Genomic DNA, 18,500 nt, shown 5'->3' with positions numbered 1-18,500 from the left:
CCTTTTTGCGTAGTGTTTCGCTCAACACCTTTTCGATAGTGTGTGCCGGATCGCTGTAGAGAACGGCAAGCTCGCGATTGTCTGAATTTCCTCTTCAAGGAACTTAAGAAAATCGGTTTCAGGACAATCCTCAGACATTTCCATGAGGGCTTGTGCCGTATCCCGATGGGGTCGAATGGCCTCGCGCCTCATTTCACGTAGCGCTCCGTTTTGAGCATCCAAGTTGAAGATCCGCAAGGTATCGATTGCCCTTTGCCGTGACCTATCGTCCAGGTCAGCCCGTGGGACGATGGTGCCGTCGTTGACGAAAACGAAGTAGTCATCCGGGTCGTCCACGTCAGGCTTGAGCAAGATACTGTGATCATACGGGCCGCAACTGTCCTTGAACTTACCGCACGCATCTTCCCGGCAGCATGAGCCAAATAAGTTGTTCCAATCGAAGGTGCCCTGTGGGTATCTGTCTCGTTGTCGAAAGTGCTCAATGTGTGCGTGGCCGGGCTTTCTGATATCGACCTCGCAATAAGCACAACGAGTATCTTGCATGGCTTGGAGACTTTCCCAGATCTGCCCACGTTCCTGCAATGTCGGAGATTGTAACGACCAATTGTGCAATCCATGTCTGTAGCGGGTAAGACAGTGCGGCCCCTCACCTCGAACAAGCTTTCGCATGTACCCAGTTTCCTTGTCTTACTGTTTTATCAGCTGCTTGCGTTTGAACGTTTCCAAGCGGATCAGACGATGGCAGTCGAGCATATTCGGATGCTGACTACCGAAATGCTTATCCAGATAATTGCGCAGGTCTTGGCCCCGCGTTGTTTCATGAAGGTTTTGTTGGATCAATCCCATGTATTCGCTCATTTTTTGAGCGGGTTCATTATCGGGTGTCGGATCGAGGTCCATGACGTACGCCAGTACTTGGGAGCTGGCGACCCCTTGAGTTTGTTGATCCACATTGCTCACTGTTACCCGTCGTCCGTTTTCGTCGGTTTCGGTTTGAAGAACGCGGATGCAGTGAGCTGGTACAGAGGTAATCACCTGAGGGCTGTGGGTTGTCACGATGAACTGGATATGCGGGAAAGCACTGAGGAGATCTGGTACGACGGTCTGCTGCCAAGCAGGGTGCAGATGCATGTCGACTTCATCTATCAAAACGACGCCTGTACTTCTAATCGGGGCCATGATGCCCAGATGCGGATTGAGTTTTACGCAGCGATAAGCGATGTCCGCAGCCAAGGCGACAATATTGCGGATCCCATCGCTGAGCTGACTGACCTTCAACACACCGTGAAATGGATGTTCCAGCACCAAGTCGGAAAATTCACTGCTATACGCCAGATCTCGCCATCCCGTCCGAGTAGCGAGGACGGCATTCACCGCATTCTGTACAGCCAATACCGGATGTGAGAATTCGTCCTTTACATCAATGCTTAGCTTCCCACGTTCAATATTGCGAATCTGCTCCTCGCGATAGCTGCGAAAGATTCGTGTGTACCACTTGGCAAAGTGTTTATAGCTTGAGGCCGGATCAAGGCAGTCGCGATAGGCATAAGTTCTTGAGAGCTCGGCGTTTTCAGCTTTTTCATGAGCAGCAGTCAGCTTCTTCTGACTCCAGAGCCGGCCTGTGCCGTAGTACGCCAGGACTGGCAAGTCGAAGGGAGCCTCTTGGCCAGATGTTGCTTTGTGGAATATCCGCACTTCAAGCGCCTCGGCGGTGGTTTCCAGCAAGTTTGCCGTTGCGTCCCCGCGGGTTTGCGTCCCTTTGCGGATGCTTTCCCGACGCCGTGACCATTTCCAGGGCTGCTCTTGAAAATAAGCGTGGGCAGTTAGCCGCGAGGGGAGAGAGGGCTCCATCTGATGGGCTGCGAGGGGGCGTAAGAAGACGTCTTCCGGGTGGATACCGGTAGTGTCGTTGGTTGTGCTACCGAGATCGAAACCGCGAACATAGGGCCACAATGCGACCTTGATGGCATCAAGCAGACTCGTCTTGCCTTGACCGTTACGTGCAACGAGCAAGGTCAATTGGGGGTCCAGCTCAAGAGTTAATGAAGGGAAACAACGGTAGTTTTCCAGTTCCAGCCTGATCAGTTTCACAGACTCTCCTCGATGTGGACCGATGCCAGGCTGCGGCAGTGGTGATGTTCCAGCGAATGGATGTGACACGAATTCTACTGCGAATGAAAAGAGCTGAATACCTGCCCGCTGCCCCTTCACTATTTAAGGTTTGTGCAATGTCTTCTGCCTAAGGATATAAACCGTCACCAGCACCGCACTGGTCAGCATGAATGCCCGCGCCCACGGCAGGGGTACCAGGTAGCAGGACAAGAGGATGCTCGCCCACATCAGCCCGACGGCGTAGATCTTGCCCTTGAGCGGGATGCCGTTGCCGCTGAGGTAATCGGCGATCCAGGGGCCGAGCCGCGGATGGCCCACCAGCCAGCGATAAAAGCGTGGCGAGCTGCGGGCGAAGCAGGCCGCGGCCAGCAGCAGGAAGGGGGTGGTGGGCAATACGGGAATGAAAATGCCGATGACCCCCAGCACCACGCTCAGCCAGCCGATGGCCAGTAGAGCGTAACGCAGGATCAGCGGACGGTTGCCGACTGGCGCGGGCACCCGGTCACTCAGTGGTGGCGCGGCTTGAGGATTGCCGGTTTCTCGTCCGGGGCGTTGCACAGCAAGTACAGGGCGGTGAGGGCTTCAGGGATCTGCACGATCATGTCGTCCATCAGGTTGGCGTCGGCGGCGATGTCGGAAAACTCCGGTTGCTCGTCGAACAGGCCGGAACCGACCATGATCGGCAGCAGCATTTCGCTGACTTCTTCCTCGGCGGTTTCGAACCAGGCGGCTTCGCGCAGGAACACGCCTTCCATGAAGCCGATGCACCAGCCACGCAGTTCCGAATCGTCCGGGTCATCGCCCAAGTCCAGCTCGCATGGCAATTCGAATTCTTCGTCGGAGGCCAGTTGACGGGCGATATGGGCCTTGAGGCCCACCAGCGTGGTTTCGATTTCGGTGCGCTGGGCTTCGTCGGTGTAATGCGGCTCTTCGGCGAACAGGGCGTCGATCCACTCACGCTCCGGTACCGTCTCGGCGCAGATCGACAGGGCGGTCAGGTAGCCGTGAGCGGCCACGTAATCCAGCGCCTCTTCGTGCAGCTCATCGGCGTCGAGGAAGACTTGCAGGCGGGTCAGTTGCTCAGCGAAGGACATTACAGGCTACCTTGGGGAATAAACAATGCGGGAATTCTAGGCCTTCTTGAGCGCCCAGGCCAGCCGCGTGGCGTATTTGCCTTGCCCATGAGGGCTGGATTGGGGGGCGTACCGAAAAAGAAGGTCTGAACTCGGTCTCTGTGGCGAGGGGATTCATCCCCGCTGGGCTGCGCAGCAGACCCAAAATGGCCACCGAGTGTGCGATCCACCTGATAAGCCGAGAGGGCTGCTGCGCAGCCCAGCGGGGATAAATCCCCTCGCCACAAATGCAGTGTTCGGCTTCCTTATCTTCAAAGTCCAATTAGAGCCTCTTGTCAGCAGCGCCCTTTGCCACGAAGGCCTCGGGTATACTGCCGCGTTTTGTGATGCCCTGCGGCGTCCCGGCGTTTCGAAACGCGCACTTACGATTTGCCGGTGCAGCGTTTTTGATTCTGAACCAGCCTTGCAGGGATGTTTCGGTGATTTTTGGAGTTTTTATGCTCGAACAGGCTCAACGCGTCCTCAAGGACATCTTCGGCTACGACAGTTTCCGTGGCCGCCAGGGTGCCATTATTGAGCGCGTGGCCAGCGGTGGCGATGCCCTGGTACTGATGCCCACCGGCGGCGGCAAATCCTTGTGCTTCCAGGTGCCGGCGCTGTTGCGTAATGGCCTGGCGGTGGTGGTTTCGCCGCTGATCGCGTTGATGGACGACCAGGTTGCGACCCTTGAAGAGCTGGGGGTTGCAGCCGCTTCGCTGAACTCGACCCTCAGCGCCGAGCAGCAGCGGGACCTGGCGGCGCGCATCAAACGCGGTGAAATAAAAATGCTCTACCTGGCCCCGGAACGCCTGGTGCAGCCGCGCATGCTGGCGTTCCTGCAGAGCCTGGAAATCGCCTTGTTCGCCATCGACGAAGCCCACTGTGTGTCCCAATGGGGCCACGACTTCCGGCGCGAGTACCTGCAATTGGGGCAACTGGCCGAACTGTTTCCCGACGTGCCACGCATCGCCCTGACCGCCACCGCCGACAAACGCACCCGCGAAGAAATCGTCGAGCGTTTGCACTTGCAGAACGCCGAGCGCTTCCTCTCCAGCTTCGACCGACCCAACATTTTCTACCGCATCGTGCCCAAAGAGCAGCCGCGCAAGCAGTTGCTGGCGTTTATTGCCGAGCGACGCAGCGATGCCGGCATCGTTTATTGCCTGTCGCGCAAAAAGGTCGATGAAGTAGCGGCGTTTCTCTGCGACCAAGGTTTTCCGGCGTTGCCGTATCACGCCGGCCTGCCCAATGACCTGCGGGCCTACCATCAGAAGCGCTTCCTCAATGAGGAAGGCCTGATCATGGTGGCTACCGTGGCGTTCGGCATGGGCATCGACAAGCCCAACGTGCGTTTTGTCGCGCACCTGGACCTGCCCAAATCGCTCGAGGCGTATTACCAGGAAACCGGGCGTGCCGGCCGTGATGGCTTGCCGGCCGACGCGTGGATGGCCTACGGCCTGCAAGACGTGGTGATGCTCAAGCAGATGCTGCAGAACTCCGAAGGTGACGAGCGCCACAAGCGTCTGGAACAGCACAAGCTCGACGCCATGCTTTCGCTGTGCGAAGAAACCCGTTGCCGGCGCCAGACCTTGCTGGCCTATTTCGACGAAGACATGCCCCAGCCTTGCGGACATTGCGACACTGCGTCGACGGCGTGGAAACCTGGGACGCCACCGAACCTGCCCGTCAGGCGTTGTCGGCGATTTATCGCACCGGCCAGCGCTATGGCGTGGGGCATCTGGTGGACGTGTTGCTGGGCAAGGACAACGAGAAGGTTCGCAGCTTCGGCCACCAGCATCTTTCGGTGTTTGGTGTGGGCAAGGCGCGCTCGGAGAGTGAATGGCGTTCATTGTTCCGCCAGCTCGTAGCCCGCGGTCTGGCCGATATCGACCTGGAAGGCTACGGCGGCCTGCGCTTGAGTGCGAGCTGTCGGCCGTTGCTCAAAGGCGAGGTCTCCCTCGAACTGCGCCGTGATCTCAAGCCGGCAACGGCGATCAAGAACAGCAAGAGCCAGGCCAGCCAATTGGTGCGCGGCGAAGAGCGGGACCAATGGGAAGCCTTGCGCGCCTTGCGTCGCAAGCTGGCCGAAGAGCATGGCGTGCCTCCGTATGTCATCTTCCCCGATTCGACGCTGCTGGAAATGCTCCGCAGCCAACCCCACCTCCCTGGCGGAAATGGCCCGGGTCAGTGGCGTGGGGGCGCGCAAGCTGGAGCGTTACGGCGAAGCCTTCCTCCAAGTGCTGGGCGGCGAGGCCGAGGCGCCCAAAGTGGTGACCGATGTGCGTCACGAATTGATCACCCTGGCCCGCGCCGGCATGACCCCGTTGCAGATTGCCGGGCAACTGCAATGCTCGGAAAAGAACGTGTATACGATGCTGGCCGAAGCCATCGGCAAGCAGCAGTTGTCTTTGGAGCAGGCATTGGACTTGCCCGAGGAACTGATGGGCGAGGTGCAGGACGCGTTTCTGGACGGCGAGGGCGAGTTGCCAGCGGTGTCGGAAGTCGCAGCACTGTTTGTCGGTCGGGTTCCGGAAGGTGTCCTGTATTGTGTCAGGGCTGCGTTGCAGTCTGAATTTGAAGTCTGATCAGTGAGTTACGTGCCTTTAACGATTCACTACAGGGTAAACCTTGCCTGAATCCGAAGCTCATGCTTAGCTGACTAATAATTAGTTTTTCTCTATTTCAGATCTGATGAGTTTTTTTATGCCGTTAACCGATCAACACCGTTTTGGCATGCAGTTGGCGCAGATGTCTCGAGGCTGGCGTGCCGAGCTGGATCGTCGCCTGGCCGGGCTGGGTCTGTCTCAGGCGCGCTGGCTGGTGCTGTTGCACCTGGCCCGTTTCGAACAGGCGCCGACCCAGCGCGAACTGGCCCAGAGTGTCGCTGTCGAAGGTCCGACCCTGGCCCGGTTGCTCGACAGCCTGGAAGCTCAGGGCCTGGTGCAGCGCCAAGCCGTGGCCGAGGATCGTCGAGCCAAGAAAATCGTGCTCTGCGCGCCGGCGCTGCCGCTGATCGAACAGATCGAAACCATTGCCACGCAACTGCGGCGGGAGCTGTTCGAAGGGGTCGATGAAGCCGACATGCGCGTGTGCATGCGGGTCCATGGCACGATTCTGGCCAATCTGGAAAAATCCTGAGGCATATCCCTGGCGTCAGACTTTTGAGATTCGGCGGTTCGCGAACTATAACCAGTACTTAGGCGCTCAGTCTGGTAATCAAAAGGGATGCCCATGCTTGTAAGTTTGCAGTTCACGTTGCGCAGTTGGGTCAACGTGTTGGTAGTCGTGGCAGCCATGGGATATTCGGCGTTGGCATCGGCGCTGGGGCTTGGGGAGATCACCCTCCATTCCGCCCTGAATCAGCCGTTGCGGGCCGATATCGCCCTGGTCGATGTGGCCGGGGTAAGTGAAGGGGATTTGTCGGCCAGCCTGGCGAGCCCGGACGATTTCAGCCGTGCCGGCGTGGAACGCGTGTTTTATCTCAATAACCTGCGCTTCACGCCAGTGCTGCGCGGCGAGCGCAGTTACATTCGGGTCACCTCCAGTAAACCGGTGGAGGAACCCTTCCTCAATTTCCTGGTGCAGCTCAATCAGCCCAACGGGCGTCTGCTGCGCGAATACACCGTGCTGATCGACCTGCCGGGCACGCCGGGCATCGTGCCGGCTCGTGACGAGTCTTCCGCCGCAGCCCAGGCAACACCTGCGGCCAAGCCGCCTGCCGCTACTCAAGGCAAGCGCTATACCGTCGTGCAAGGGGACAACCCGTGGGCCATCGCCAAGCGCCTGCATGACGCCGGCAGCAACGCTTCGGTCAATGAGCTGATGCAGGGCATCCAGGCCCTGAACCCCGGCAGCGACCGGCTTTCCGTGGGCCAGCGTTTATTGCTGCCCGATTCTGCGGTGCTGCCATCATCGGCAGAATCGGCTGCCGCCCCGGCCCCCGCCGTGTCCGACGAGCAACTGGTTGCTAACGTGCTGCACAACGAGCAGCAACAAAAAACCATCGAGCAACTGCAGGCGCTGCTTCAAGCCCAGGACCAAGAAGTCGCGAGTCAGCGCAAGCAGATCAGCGAGTTGCAGACACAACTGGCCGAGGTCACCCCAGCCCCTGTGGCATCTGCACAGCCGGAATCAATGCCTGCCGCACCCGCACCCGCACCGGCACCGGCGGCTGACGTACAACCGGTTACCGAACCGGTCCCGGAACCAGAAGAAGGCATTAACTGGCTGTGGGTGACGGGGCTGGCCGGGCTTTTAGGATTGCTTGTGCTGTTGCTGTTGCTTCGTCGCCGGCAGCAAGAGCAGGCCGAAATGGAGCCAATGCCCGAGCGTCCTGAACCGGTGCTGGAAGACGACACCCAAACCTATGCTTCGAGCGCCGACGCGGAACAGCCCGAGGCCGCCACATCGTTCAGTAACGGTGATGCACCTTTGGGGGATGTGCTGGAGGGGGTCGGGATTTACCTGACCTACGGTCGTTTCACCGAAGCGGCAGGATTGCTGCGCGCCGCGTTACTGACAGAGCCCGCGCGCACCGACCTGGGCCTCAAGTTGCTGGAAGTGTTGGGCAAGCAGGGCGATACCATCGGTTTCCAGGCCCAGGAACATCATTTGTTGGCGCAGGGCGTTGAGGTCAGGACACTTGAGGAGATCCGCGGGCGTTACCCGAAGGTCGCTGCGGTGGCCGCGCCCATGGTGACAGAACCCCAGCCGCCGGCGCCTCTGGCTGATGCCGCCCCTGTGTCCAGTGACGAGTTCGAGCTCAATCTGGATGCGCTGTCCATGGAAACCAGTTGGGACCTTGCCGAGCCGCAGGACAGTGCTACTGAAAAAACACCTGTTGCGCCCGAAGGCTTTGGGGACTTGTCGCTTTCGAGTTTCGACGAGCCGGATCTGCAGTGGAGCGCACCCTCGGAAACCGAATCGCTGGACGATGCATTTCTCGACGGGTTTGCCGATGAAGAACAGTCGCTGGAACTGGAGCCGATGGTCCTCGAACCTGTCCGTCAAGAGCCTCAGGTACCGGAGCACTCCGACAAGCTGGAGCAGGCGCAGAACTGCATCGACGATGGCGATCTGAAAACCGCCGTCGCGCTGCTTGAGCAGTTGCTCGAAGAGGGCAATGAACCTCTCAAGCAAACCGCGCGGGTGCTGCTGGCGGGGATTCGCTGAAGTCTTTTATTGATATGAGCCTACCGGCCCCTTCTCGGGTAAGCCCGCTCCAACAGGGGAGTTACGGTGAACGCCAATGCTGCGCACGACACGAAGCCAATGTGGGAGCGAGCCTGCTCGCGATAGCGGCAGCACAGTCGACATCATTGCAACTGAACCACCGCTATCGCGAGCAGGCTCGCTCCCACACAGTAGCTGTTGCGGATACAGGGGTGTGTCTACGCCACCCCTTGGTTTGTTGCATGGCCATCAAAACGTCTGCCCCAGATTCAGATACACCGCCTGCTCATCATCATCGTTAAACCCATAGCTGAAATTCAGTGGCCCCAGCGGCGTATCAAACCCCAGGAAAATACTGGCGGCGTTGATGTAGCCGCTGTCGAACTCATTGTCGTTGTTCCACGCCCGGCCCCGTTCCAGGGAGCCGCCGATGTATAGCGGGAAATCCAGCGGCAGGTAGGCTCGTGGTGTGAGCCTTCGGTAATACACGGCGCGCATCAGGCTCATGTTCTGCCCGGATATACCGTCTTCGCGAAAGCCTGACAGCTGCCGCGCGCCGCCGAGTACAAAGCTTGAGGTCACCACTTCGGCGGTGTCCAGGGTGCGCCCGTAACGCCCGCCGAGGATGAAGGTGTCCGGGCCGCGGCTCAGCGCCTTGTCCAGATTGAGTTCCCATTGGCGGTAGCGCTGGTCGGAACCCAATCCCGGCTCATACTGGCGCCAGGTCAGGCCGATGTCTTCGCCTTCGTGGGGGAAGTACACATTGTCGAAGGAGTCGAATGAGTATTTCAGGTCGTAGAAGCCTTCATTGAAGCTTTCGCTGGGCTGGTCGTGATCGCCAATGCGTACATCTGCCTCGCCCCAAGCCTGGCCGACACCGAAACGGATTTCGCCGCTGTTGCCAATCTGCCGGCCCAGGTTCAGGCCAAAACCGTAGCGTTCGACGCGGTACTGGGCCACCGGGTCGTTGTCCAGGATGGACTCCACGTTGCGGGATTCAAACTGCCCATAGGGTGCGATGAAGTAGCGCGAGCCGACATCCAGCGGCTGGTAGAACTCGCTGTACAGCTCTTGCTTGTCGCCGATCTGTGCCCGGGTCAGCCACTCCGCACCCAGGCGATTGATGCCATTGACCCGATAGCTGGCGCCAAGGTTGAAAGCGCTGTCGCCGCGCATGTCGTCCGACAGACTCAGTCCCAGCCGCAGGTAATCGGTGCCGGTGCGTTTGCCCCGGGCACTGATGACCAGCGTATGGTCCGGGGCTTTGTGCACTACGCGGTATTGCACCTGCTCGAAATAATCCAGGCCGTACAACGTGCCCATATCGGTCTGCAAACGACCCAGGTTCAGCGGCTCACCGACTTGCTGGCGAACGTAATAGCGAATCACGTCGTCGCCGACTTTCGAGTCGTTCTCCACGCGAATGGCGGTGATGACCGGCGTGCGCTCGCTCGGAGTACGCGCCGCCATGAGCTCGGGGTCGGCCGGCTCTGTGGGGCGAAGGTGCGTCAGGCGGGCCTGGAGTATTTGGGTGGCACGGTAACCAGCGTCGATCATTTCCTGGGCGCGGCCGAAGTCTGTGGCGCCGAAGCTCGCCAGCGCCGGCTGGATCAGCACATCGTCTTTTTTCAGCGTTGCCAATTGTTCTTCGGAGTTGCGTCGGGTCATCAAGGTGGTCGACTGGTTCAGGACATCGATCACCGTGACCAATTGCTTGCGGGTGCTCAGCGGGGTGCCGATGTCCACCACGATGGCCATGTCCACGCCCATTTCCCGGGCCACGTCCAGCGGGATGTTGTCGGTCATGCCGCCATCCACCAGCAACCGGCCGTCCAGTTCCACCGGCGCGAACACCGCCGGGATCGACATGCTGGCGCGGATGACCTTGGGCAAGTGGCCCTTGCGAAACACCACTTTCTCACCGCTGGCGATGTCGGTCGCCACGGCGCGGAAAGGGATTGGTAGTTTGTCGAAGTCCCGGGTGTCGCTGGCGTGGGCCAGCAGGCTTTCGAGCAGCAGGGCAAGGTTTTGCCCCTGGATGACGCCCAAGGGCAGGCCGAGGCTGCCGTCATCACGAAAGCTCAGTTTCTGTTTCACCAAAAAGTCCCGGTCATCCTGCTTGCGCCGGAATGGCACGTCCTTGCGCGGCGGGGCGTCGGACAAGGCCTGTTGCCAATCGATGCCCAGGGCGAGTTTTTCCAGTTCGTCGATTTTGTAACCCGAGGCATACAACCCACCGATCACTGCGCCCATGCTGGTGCCGGCGATGGCGTCGATCTGGATGCCTTGTTCTTCCAGGGCTTTGAGTACACCGATGTGGGCCAGGCCCCGGGCGGCGCCGCCGGACAGTACCAGGCCGATTTTCGGAGGCGACGCCTCGACGGCGGGCTCGTTGGCATGGCCGAGCAGGGGCAGCAGTAACAGAAGCAGGCAAGGCAGCAGGCGGCGCATCGTCAATCTCGGGGCGGGCGATCAAAGGCAGGTATTATAGCGATGCCTTTGCCCCCAGGAGTTCACCCGCAATGACCGAGCACAAACCGGAAGTCGTCATCACCTATTGCACCCAATGCCAGTGGCTGCTTCGCGCCGCCTGGCTGGCTCAGGAGCTGCTCAGCACCTTTGGCGACGATTTGGGCAAAGTGTCGTTGGTGCCGGGCACCGGTGGAGTGTTTCACATCAGTTGCGACGGCACGCAGATCTGGGAGCGCAAGGTCGATGGTGGTTTTCCCGAGGCCAAGGTCCTCAAGCAGCGGGTCCGCGACCGGATCGACCCGGAGCGGGACCTGGGCCACAACGACCGGGTTCAGTGAGACGCGGCCTGGGCGCCTACCCCCGGTTTCTTTGTGCCGCCACTGAGTTGGCTCGACACCACGATCGCGACGATGATCAGCGCGCCACCCAACAGCATGCGCAGGGTCGGGTTTTCATCGAACAGCAACCAGGCCATGGTGATGCCATAGACTGGCTCCATGGCAAACACCACCGCCGCGGTGCGGGCCTTGATCACCGCCAGGCTGGCGACGAACAGGCTGTGGGCCAGACCGGTGCAGAACACCCCCAACAAGGCAATCCACAGCCAGTCGATAGGGCGCACGTCAATCAATTGCGGCGCTGCCATGGGCAACAGGCAAAACCCGACCACCAGGTTTTGGCACAAAGCGGCCTGTACCGGCGGCACCCTTGTGGAGCCGGCGCGGTTGACCAGCGAAAGCAGCGAGAACAGCAAGCCCGAAAGCACGGCCCACAGCAGGCCGGTGGTGGCGCCGCTGGCCAGGTCGAAGTGCGGTGTGACCAGCACCAGGCCGATGCTCACCAATGCCACCAACAGGATTTCATTGGCACGGATCCGCTCGCGAAAAATCAACCCTTCGAGCAGCACCGTGAAGGCCGGGAAGCTGGTAAAGCCCAACGTGGCGATCGCCACGCCGGCGACTTTGACCGCTATGAAGAAGCTCACCCAGTGTCCGGCGAGCAGTAGGCCGCCCAGCAGCAGGCGTCGAACGTCCTGTGCGTGGAGCTTGTGCCAGCGGGCGCTGCTGGCGAAACGGGCAAAAACCGCCAGGGCCAGCACGGCGAATACGGCACGACCGAACACGATGACTGCTGGCGAGGCGGCGGCGAGCTTGCCGAACACACCGGTCAGGCCAAACATGAGTGCGCCAATGTGCAGGGCGCCTAGGGCGGTACGGGGAGTCATTGCAGTCCTTGTTCAACGGTTGAGCGTCAGGGTATTGAACCCGTTGCTGGCCGTTCTTGTCTGTCGCGATCCTAGCGGTTTTTAGCGCGAAGCTAGCGCTGGCGACGCAGCTTGCCCGGTGAAGCGCCGAATTCGCGCAGCACGGCGGCGGCAAAGGCACTTTGCGAGCTATAACCGACCCGATGGGCGATTTCCCCGATGGGCAGCTGTGAATCACGCAGCAGTTCCACGGCCTTGTGCAAACGGCGACTGCGGATGTAATCCATCGGGGTTTGCCCGCATTCGGCGACGAAGCGTGCATGCAGGCGGGCGCTGGAGAGCCCCGCGACCTGGGCCAGGTCCGCCACTTGCAGCGGGTAGGCGGCATACTGGTCGATGTGAGCGTTGAGCGCCGCATAGGGCAGGCGCCGGCCACCGACGGTGTCCTGGCCAGTGCCATTGAGGCTGGCCAGGAGCAGCACCGCCCCTTGTTGGGCGATCACCGGGTCGTCCACCGGGCTGCCCGCCAGCCAGCTGACCAATTGGCTTTGCCCCGCATCCAACGGCCTGCGAGCGGTATTGTCGAGCAATCGGCGGCTGGCGTCGGCGTGATCACCCAAGGCTTGCCCGATCCAGTCGTCGCCCGGCACATCCAGTACCAGGCAACGGCTGCCACGGGGGCTGCCGCAGGCGTGATGGGCGCCGGCGGGTATCACCACGAAGCTCTGCTGCACGACCTGGCTGCCACAACCTTCGACCTCGAAATCCAATAGGCCGGACAACCCGAACACCAGTTGTGCATGGTCGTGGCTGTGGACAATCAGGTCGTGGCTGTACTGGCGTAGCGTGAGGATCGGTCTCATCGCGGTCTCCCGGGGCAGGCCGTCAGCATACACCGAGGCCACGGTGCTTCGCGCTGTCATGTAACCGACTTGTGTTTGTCATGGGGTATTAACCGCAGGGAGGCAAAGTGGCTAAAACGATCAGAGGGTTGCCCATGACCAGCGCCGAGCTCGCCAGACCCAGCCGCAAACAGCGTGTTCGCACCCTATGGATTTCCGATGTGCATCTGGGCACCCGGGACTGCCAGGCCGAGCATTTGTCGCAGTTTCTCAAGGGCTATCATGCCGACAAGATCTATCTGGTGGGTGACATCATCGACGGCTGGAAGCTGCGCGGCGGCATATACTGGCCACAGGCTCACACCAACGTCATACGTCGCTTGCTGACCATGAGCAAGCGCGGCACCGAGGTGATCTATGTCACCGGCAACCACGACGAATTCCTGCGGCGTTATTCCAAGCTGATCCTGGGCAATATCCAACTGGTGGACGAAGCGGTGCACGTCACTGCGGACGGCCGGCATTTGCTGGTGATCCATGGCGATCAATTCGATGTCATTACCCGGTACCACCGTTGGCTGGCATTCCTTGGCGATTGGGCCTACGAGTTCACCCTCACGCTGAACCGCTGGCTCAACCATTGGCGGGCCCGTTATGGCTACGGTTATTGGTCGTTGTCGGCGTACCTCAAGCACAAGGTCAAGACGGCGGTCAGCTTTATCAGTGATTTTGAAGAAGCCATCTCCCATGAATGTGTGAAGCGTGAACTGCACGGCGTGGTGTGCGGGCATATTCACCACGCCGAGATCCGCAGGGTAGGCGAGGTGGAGTATCTCAATTGTGGCGATTGGGTTGAGTCGTGCACGGCGCTGATCGAACACTGGGACGGGTCGATCGAGTTGTATCGGTTGGCCGATGCCCAGGCGCGTGAGGCGTTGATCCAGGCTGAGTTGAAAGTCAGCGAGCCGGCGTGAGCCGATCTGACGCCATCGCGGGCAAGCCTTGCTCCCACAGGTATTCACAGCCTGTGAGAGCAGCACTAGCTGTGAGAGCAAGCACTACCTGTGGAAGCAAGTACAGCCTGTGAGAGCAAGCACAGCCTGTGGGAGCAAGGCTTGCCCGCGATGGACCGCGCAGCGGTCCCCAGCAATCAGCCAGGCTCAAACCTGTTCAGCCATCGCCGCCTTGTAGATCGACTGCTTCGGCGCGGCAAACACTCTTTCCAGCATCGGCTCGAAGAAACTCAACGGCAGGGTGTCGTACTCGGCATCGAACGCCGCGGCGTCGTATCGGGCGCAGAAATCAATGGTCGCCTGGTACTGAGGATGCGCTTTGAATTGCTCGCGCAGGTGCCGGTCCATGCCCAGGTGATGGAAGAAGTAATAGCCCTGGAAAATCCCGTGTTTCTCCACCATCCACAGGTTTTCGGGGCTGACGAACGGCTTGAGGATGGCAGCGGCAATGTCCGGGTGATTGTACGTGCCCAAGGTGTCGCCGATGTCGTGGAGCAGGGCGCAGATCACATACTCCTCGTCCCGTCCGTCACGATAGGCGCGGGTGGCGGTTTGCAGGGAATGGGTCAGGCGATCCACCGGAAAACCGCCGAAGTCGCCGTCCAGCAACTTCAAATGGGTCAGGATTCGGCCCGGTAGTTGCCGGGCATAGGCGCTGAAATCGGCCGCGATGATCGCCCAGTCTTCCTGGGTGCCTTCCTGCATGTGGGTAAAACGTGCATGTGAACTCATCGACAATCCTTTGGTTGCAGGCATCTAGAAGGGAACCTTGCCCAGCAGCATGTCTCGATACATGACGAAATCGCCGAACAAGCTGTAGAGCGGGTGCTGGAAGGTGGCGGGACGGTTTTTTTCAAAGAAAAAATGCCCGACCCAGGCGAAGCCGTAGCCGGCAAAAGGCAAGGCGATCAGCCACCACCCATTCCCGATGATGAGGGCCAGGGCGAAAATCAGGATGACCAGGGAGGTGCCGATGAAGTGCAAGCGTCGGCAGGTGCTGTTGTTGTGTTCGTTGAGATAATAGGGGTAGAACTCAGCGAACGTATTGAAGCGTCTGGTGTTTTCCACGACTGTCGGCTCTGTGGTTATTGTTCTGATGACACTGTGCGTCCAACGTTTGCTTGAAGTCTAGAGCGATCACTTGCAACGACCAGTGACAATGGGCGCCACTTTAGTATCCTTCGCAAATCAAGCCGTACCCTGCGGCTCGTCATGCAAGTAAACGTCATGAGCGAACGAACAACTTCTTCAAGCTGGGCGATGGGGATTGTCAAGGCACTGGAAATGGACGGCCTGGATTGTCGAATGCTGTTCAACCAGCTGGGGCTGGACTTTGACGCGCTGGAGGATCCGGATGCACGTTTCCCTCAGGATTCGATGACCCGACTCTGGCAATGCGCGGTGGAGTTGTCGGGTAACCCGGCCATCGCCTTGAACATGGGTAAAGTGGTGCGCCCGGCGTCGTTTCATGTGGTCGGGTATGCCTTGATGTCTAGTCGCACGTTGGTCGAGGGTTTCCAGCGGCTCGTTCGATATCAGCGGATCATCGCTGAAAGCGCCGACCTGAGCTTTCGCCTGCTGGAGGGTGGCTACGGATTGGTCCTGACAGTGCATGGCGACCATCTCCCGCCCACCCGCCAAAGTGCTGAGGCTTCCCTGGCCTGTGCGCTGGCCATGTGCAACTGGTTGACCGGGCGCACCCTGCACCCGATGAAGGTGCTGTTCCAGGGCGCCGAACCCGTTGACCTGGCACCTTATCAACAGGCGTTTCCCGCGCCGCTGGTGTTCGGCGCGCCCTACGACGCGTTGATTTTCGAACGCAGCGACATGGAGGCACCGCTACCTACCGCCAACGAGGCCATGGCGCAGCTCCACGACCGGTTTGCCGGTGAGTACCTGGCGCGTTTTTCCGAAAGCCGCGTGACTCACCAGACCCGGCAAGTGCTGTGCCGGCTGCTGCCACGGGGGGAGCCCAAGCGTGACGTGGTGGCGCAGACACTGCACCTGTCCCAGCGCACCTTGCAGCGACGCTTGCAGGAAGAGGGCACCAGTTTCCAGAACCTGCTCGATGACACCCGCCGCGAACTGGCCGAACAGTACCTGGCGCAACCGGCCTTGACCCTGCTGGAAATCGCTTATCTGTTGGGGTTCGCTGACCCGAGCAATTTTTTCCGGGCCTTTCGACGCTGGTTCGACACGACACCCGGTGAATACCGGGCGCGGTCAGCCCATGGCCAGGCCGGTCAGTGACGCCAGAATGCCGGGATACACAGCACGAACACGGTGATGATCTCCAGTCGGCCCAGCAGCATGCCTCCCGACAGAATCCACTTGGCGGCATCCGGTAGCGGGGCAAAGTTGCCGGCCGGGCCGATGGTCTCTCCCAGCCCCGGGCCCACGCCGGACACGGTACTGGCCGCGCCGGTCAGCGCAGTCATCCATTCCACCCCCAGTAGCGAAAGCAGCAGGGCAATCACGCAGATGGTGATGGCGAAGAAGAACGAGAAGGTGAGAATCGAGCGCACGATTTCTTCGTCGAGGCGGTGGCCGTTGTATTTCTGCTTGATCACCGCGCGCGGGTGGATCAGTTGCTTAAGGTTAGCCCTGAGCAGGATGTAGGCGACCTGGAAGCGGAAAATCTTGATCCCGCCGGCCGTCGAACCTGAACAGCCGCCGACGAAACCCAGGTAGAAGAACAACATCAGCGAGAAATTACCCCACAGACTGTAGTCTCCCAGGGAGAAGCCGGTGGTGGTGACGATTGATGTCACGTTCAGCGCCACGTGCCGCAGAGCCTCCAGCCAGTGCAGTTCGGTAGTCGCCCAATACCAGGTGCCTAGCACCACCCAGGTCACCAGCAGCACCGTCAGCAGGCCCTGGACCTGCTGGTCCTTGATCAGCGCGCGGCGATTGCCTCGCAGCGTCGAGACGTACAAGGCAAACGGCAGGCTGCCGAGAATCATGATAACGATAATGACCCAATGCACCGCCGGTTCGGTCCATTTGGCCAGGGATTGGTCCGATGTCGAGAATCCGCCGGTGGAGATCGCCGACATCGCATGGTTGATGGCATCGAACAGACTCATCCCTGCCCACCACAGTGCCAGGGTGCCGAGAATGGTGATGCCCACATAGGACGCCACGATCAGCCGCGCCACCATATGGGAGCGCGGCATGACTTTCTCCGAGCGGTCGGAGGACTCGGTCTGGAACAGCCGCATACCACCGATGCGCAACAGCGGCAGGATCGCCACCGCCATGGCGATGAAGCCGATACCGCCGAGCCAGTGCAGCAGCGAGCGCCACATCAGGATGCCGGGGGACATGTTATCCAGGCCGCTCAGGACCGTGGCGCCAGTGGCGGTGATCCCGGACATGCTTTCGAAGAACGAATCGGTATAGCTGATGTGCTGGGTCAGCAGGAAGGGCAACGCGGCAAAGATACACACCACCAGCCAACTGCTGACGGTCAGCAGATACATGTCCCGGGGCCGCAGGTTCACGTGTTCCGGGCGTCCGGGAATGACCAGGGCCAGGCCGGCGACAAAAGTGATCATGCTCGACCAGAGGAACGATGGCAGGTCGTTGGTGCGCTCGAAGATCAGCAAGGTGGCCATGGGCACAACCATGAAGATCGCCAGGGTGATCAGGAAGATGCCGATGATGAAACCAATGATCCGCAGGGTCGGCAACGCCATGAAGTCCGCTCGGGCTGAAAAGGGAAGGGCGTCATTCTACCCGCGACAAGCGGCAAGTAAACCGCAACCCGGAGGCACTTGAGGCCGGCGCTCTGTGCCATGCCCTTCTGGCATTGGAATTTGAGCTAACGAACTCGTTGCACAAGCCTCTAGAATAGCTGGACATTTTTTCAGGAGGTGGCCGATGCAGGCTCTCGACGCTTTGCTCAACCGTGTTTCCGTCCCGCGCCTGGTGGACCCGGCACCTACCGCCGAACAACGCGAGGTCATGTTCGCCGCTGCGATGCGGGCCCCGGACCACGGCCAGTTGCGGCCGTGGCGTTTTCTGACGGTCGAAGGGCAAGCGCGTCATCGCATGGGCGAACTCCTGGCCGAAGCGGCGCGGTTCAATGATCCGCTGGTATCCGAAGCGGTCGTGGAGAAGGCGCTCAACGGCCCGTTGCGCGCGCCCCTGGTTGTGGTGGTGATTGCACGTTTGCAGGACCATTTCAAAATCCCGAAAGCCGAGCAACTGCTGGCGGCCGGTTGCGCTGCCCACGGGATCCTGTTGGCGGCTTATGCCCAAGGGGTGGGCGGGGTCTGGCGTACAGGTGAGCTGGCGTACTCGCCTCATGTGGCCAAGGGGCTTGGTCTTGAGGACGGTGAAGAAGTGATCGGTTTTCTCTACCTGGGCACACCGCAGAAAGAAGCGCGCACGGCGCCGAAGGAAGATGTCGGGCAGTTTGTCCGGGAGTGGACGGGCCCACAGGTCTAACGTCTGGCGCAGCTTCTGTGGTGAAGAGGTCTTATCTGTGGTGAAGAGGACTTATCTGTGGCGAGGGGATTTATCCCCGCTGGGCTGCGCAGCAGCCCCAAAACCTTCGATACAAGGCAAC

General features: G+C 60.1%; 15 protein-coding genes and 2 pseudogenes. 7 read left to right on the top strand and 10 right to left on the bottom strand.

Going from position 1 to position 18,500, the window contains the following annotated elements:
• Positions 1–21: 21 nt before the first annotated feature.
• The 4 genes from ptuB to PSH57_RS21115 form a co-directional block, all read right to left on the bottom strand.
• Entirely contained in the window at positions 22–669 is a 648-nt protein-coding gene (ptuB, locus tag PSH57_RS21130) for a retron Ec78 anti-phage system effector HNH endonuclease PtuB (RefSeq protein ID WP_305385322.1), read from the bottom strand.
• An 18-nt stretch (positions 670–687) separates the two neighbouring features.
• Positions 688–2,091 carry an AAA family ATPase gene (locus PSH57_RS21125; RefSeq protein ID WP_305385321.1) on the bottom strand — a complete coding sequence of 468 codons (1,404 nt, stop codon included), beginning with the start codon at positions 2,089–2,091 and terminating at the stop codon, positions 688–690.
• Positions 2,092–2,214: 123 nt separating this feature from the next.
• Positions 2,215–2,610 carry a YbaN family protein gene (locus PSH57_RS21120; protein ID WP_305385320.1) on the bottom strand — a complete coding sequence of 132 codons (396 nt, stop codon included), beginning with the start codon at positions 2,608–2,610 and terminating at the stop codon, positions 2,215–2,217.
• Positions 2,611–2,618: 8 nt separating this feature from the next.
• A complete protein-coding gene (locus tag PSH57_RS21115) occupies positions 2,619–3,206 on the bottom strand; it encodes a YecA/YgfB family protein (protein ID WP_305385319.1) in 588 nt (195 codons plus the stop codon).
• A 476-nt stretch (positions 3,207–3,682) separates the two neighbouring features.
• Between PSH57_RS21115 and recQ the strand changes: the two are divergent.
• The 3 genes and pseudogenes from recQ (at position 3,683) to PSH57_RS21100 (ending at position 8,396) form a co-directional block, all read left to right on the top strand.
• A pseudogene (gene recQ / locus PSH57_RS21110) lies at positions 3,683–5,809 on the top strand (DNA helicase RecQ).
• Between the two features lie 118 nt (positions 5,810–5,927).
• Entirely contained in the window at positions 5,928–6,362 is a 435-nt protein-coding gene (locus PSH57_RS21105; RefSeq protein ID WP_047226202.1) for a MarR family transcriptional regulator, read from the top strand.
• 93 nt (positions 6,363–6,455) lie between these two features.
• The gene (locus PSH57_RS21100; protein ID WP_305385317.1) at positions 6,456–8,396 is read left to right on the top strand and encodes a motility hub landmark protein FimV; all 1,941 of its coding nucleotides are present in this window, start codon (positions 6,456–6,458) and stop codon (positions 8,394–8,396) included.
• 249 nt (positions 8,397–8,645) lie between these two features.
• Here the strand turns inward: PSH57_RS21100 and PSH57_RS21095 are convergent, their stop codons facing one another.
• Positions 8,646–10,847, bottom strand: a complete 2,202-nt coding sequence (locus PSH57_RS21095; RefSeq protein WP_305385316.1) for a patatin-like phospholipase family protein — start codon at positions 10,845–10,847, stop codon at positions 8,646–8,648.
• Positions 10,848–10,918: 71 nt separating this feature from the next.
• Between PSH57_RS21095 and PSH57_RS21090 the strand changes: the two genes are divergently transcribed.
• Positions 10,919–11,206: an Rdx family protein gene (locus PSH57_RS21090; protein ID WP_305385315.1), complete on the top strand. Its 288-nt coding sequence runs from the start codon at positions 10,919–10,921 to the stop codon at positions 11,204–11,206.
• Here the strand turns inward: PSH57_RS21090 and PSH57_RS21085 are convergent.
• Together PSH57_RS21085 and PSH57_RS21080 are read right to left on the bottom strand one after the other, a co-directional pair.
• Positions 11,200–12,093 (bottom strand): DMT family transporter, encoded by an 894-nt coding sequence (locus PSH57_RS21085; protein ID WP_305385313.1) that lies wholly within the window; start codon positions 12,091–12,093, stop codon positions 11,200–11,202. The two genes, PSH57_RS21090 and PSH57_RS21085, sit on opposite strands and share 7 nt — an antisense overlap.
• 92 nt (positions 12,094–12,185) lie before the next feature.
• Positions 12,186–12,935: a helix-turn-helix transcriptional regulator gene (locus tag PSH57_RS21080; protein WP_305385312.1), complete on the bottom strand. Its 750-nt coding sequence runs from the start codon at positions 12,933–12,935 to the stop codon at positions 12,186–12,188.
• 134 nt (positions 12,936–13,069) lie between these two features.
• Between PSH57_RS21080 and PSH57_RS21075 the strand changes: the two genes are divergently transcribed.
• Positions 13,070–13,888: a UDP-2,3-diacylglucosamine diphosphatase gene (locus PSH57_RS21075; RefSeq protein WP_305390449.1), complete on the top strand. Its 819-nt coding sequence runs from the start codon at positions 13,070–13,072 to the stop codon at positions 13,886–13,888.
• Between the two features lie 186 nt (positions 13,889–14,074).
• Here PSH57_RS21075 and PSH57_RS21070 read toward each other — a convergent pair whose 3' ends face one another.
• Both PSH57_RS21070 and PSH57_RS21065 read right to left on the bottom strand, forming a co-directional pair.
• On the bottom strand, positions 14,075–14,659 hold the full coding sequence (locus PSH57_RS21070) for an HD domain-containing protein (RefSeq protein ID WP_256232172.1): 585 nt from the start codon (positions 14,657–14,659) through the stop codon (positions 14,075–14,077).
• A 24-nt stretch (positions 14,660–14,683) separates the two neighbouring features.
• Positions 14,684–14,995 (bottom strand): Mpo1-like protein, encoded by a 312-nt coding sequence (locus tag PSH57_RS21065; RefSeq protein ID WP_305385310.1) that lies wholly within the window; start codon positions 14,993–14,995, stop codon positions 14,684–14,686.
• 159 nt (positions 14,996–15,154) lie between these two features.
• Here PSH57_RS21065 and PSH57_RS21060 point away from each other — a divergent pair.
• Positions 15,155–16,214 (top strand): annotated as a pseudogene (locus tag PSH57_RS21060) (AraC family transcriptional regulator).
• Here PSH57_RS21060 and PSH57_RS21055 read toward each other — a convergent pair.
• Complete coding sequence (locus PSH57_RS21055; RefSeq protein ID WP_305385308.1) at positions 16,171–17,625, bottom strand: TrkH family potassium uptake protein; 1,455 nt, start codon at positions 17,623–17,625, stop codon at positions 16,171–16,173. The pseudogene PSH57_RS21060 and the gene PSH57_RS21055 sit on opposite strands and share 44 nt — an antisense overlap.
• Before the next feature lie 184 nt (positions 17,626–17,809).
• On the opposite strand from PSH57_RS21055, the gene PSH57_RS21050 reads away from it, so the two are divergent.
• The gene (locus PSH57_RS21050; protein ID WP_305385306.1) at positions 17,810–18,379 is read left to right on the top strand and encodes an NAD(P)H nitroreductase; all 570 of its coding nucleotides are present in this window, start codon (positions 17,810–17,812) and stop codon (positions 18,377–18,379) included.
• Positions 18,380–18,500: the final 121 nt, after the last annotated feature.

It is taken from the genome of Pseudomonas hefeiensis, from assembly GCF_030687835.1.
Classification (GTDB): domain Bacteria; phylum Pseudomonadota; class Gammaproteobacteria; order Pseudomonadales; family Pseudomonadaceae; genus Aquipseudomonas; species Aquipseudomonas hefeiensis.
The sequence above is the reverse complement of the archived record's forward strand: the minus strand, read 5'-3'. Positions and strand labels throughout refer to the sequence as shown.